General features: G+C 62.2%; 1 protein-coding gene. It reads right to left on the bottom strand.

The genetic code is table 11. The annotated features are described in order from the left end of the window. Position 1 precedes the first annotated feature (1 nt). On the bottom strand, positions 2–1222 hold the full coding sequence (gene tuf, locus L1088_RS12380) for an elongation factor Tu (RefSeq protein WP_234555358.1): 1221 nt from the start codon (positions 1220–1222) through the stop codon (positions 2–4).

Below are 1222 nucleotides of genomic sequence, written 5' to 3'. Positions count from 1 at the left end.
CTCACTCCAGGATCTTGGTGACCACGCCGGCGCCCACGGTCCGCCCACCCTCCCGGATGGCAAACCGCAAGCCCTCCTCCAACGCCACCGGCTTGATCAGCTCCACCGTAAACGTCACGTTGTCCCCAGGCATCACCATCTCCACCCCCTGGGGCAACTCCACCACCCCAGTCACATCCGTCGTCCGAAAGTAAAACTGCGGCCGGTACCCAGAAAAAAACCCCGTGTGCCGCCCACCCTCCTCCTTCTTCAGCACGTACACCGAAGCCTCAAACTTCGTGTGCGGCGTAATGCTCCCAGGCTTCGCCAGCACCTGCCCCCGCTCCACCTCGTCCCGGCCTACACCACGCAACAAAAGACCTACGTTGTCCCCAGCTATCCCCTCCTGCAAAGTCTTCCGGTGCATCTCCACCCCAGTCACCACCGTCTTCCGCGTCTCCGGAGCAAGGCCCACAATCTCCACCTCGTCCCCAACCTTCACCTTGCCCCGCTCAATCCTCCCAGTCGCCACCGTCCCGCGCCCCGTAATCGTAAACACGTCCTCCACCGGCATCAAGAACGGCTTGTCCACGTCCCGCACCGGCGTCGGTACGTACTCGTCAATCGCGTCCAGCAACTCCCAAATCCTATCCACCCACTCGTTCTCCCCGCGCTTCGTCTGGGGATTCTTGTGCATCTGCTCCAGCGCCAGCAACGCGCTCCCGCGCACCACCGGCACCTCGTCCCCAGGAAACTCGTACTGGTTCAAAAGATCCCGAACCTCCATCTCCACCAGGTCCAACAGCTCGGGATCGTCCACCATGTCCACCTTGTTCATGAACACCACAATGTACGGCACCCCCACCTGACGGGCCAGCAAAATGTGCTCCCGCGTCTGCGGCATCGGCCCGTCCGCCGCCGATACCACCAAAATCGCCCCGTCCATCTGTGCCGCACCCGTGATCATGTTCTTGATGTAGTCCGCGTGGCCCGGGCAGTCCACGTGCGAGTAGTGCCGCTTCGCCGTCTCGTACTCCACGTGCGCCGTGTTGATCGTAATCCCACGCGCACGCTCCTCCGGCGCCTTATCAATCTCCCCGTAGTCCTTAACCTCTACATTCGGGTTCTCCGCCGCCGCTACAAACGTCAACGCCGCCGTCAGCGTCGTCTTCCCGTGGTCCACGTGCCCAATCGTCCCCACGTTCACGTGAGGCTTCGTACGGATAAACTCGCCCTTGGCCAT

The organism is Thermus caliditerrae (assembly GCF_021462525.1).
GTDB lineage: Bacteria > Deinococcota > Deinococci > Deinococcales > Thermaceae > Thermus > Thermus caliditerrae.
Note: the sequence above shows the minus strand (reverse complement) of the source record. Positions and strands in the feature narration are given on the sequence as shown.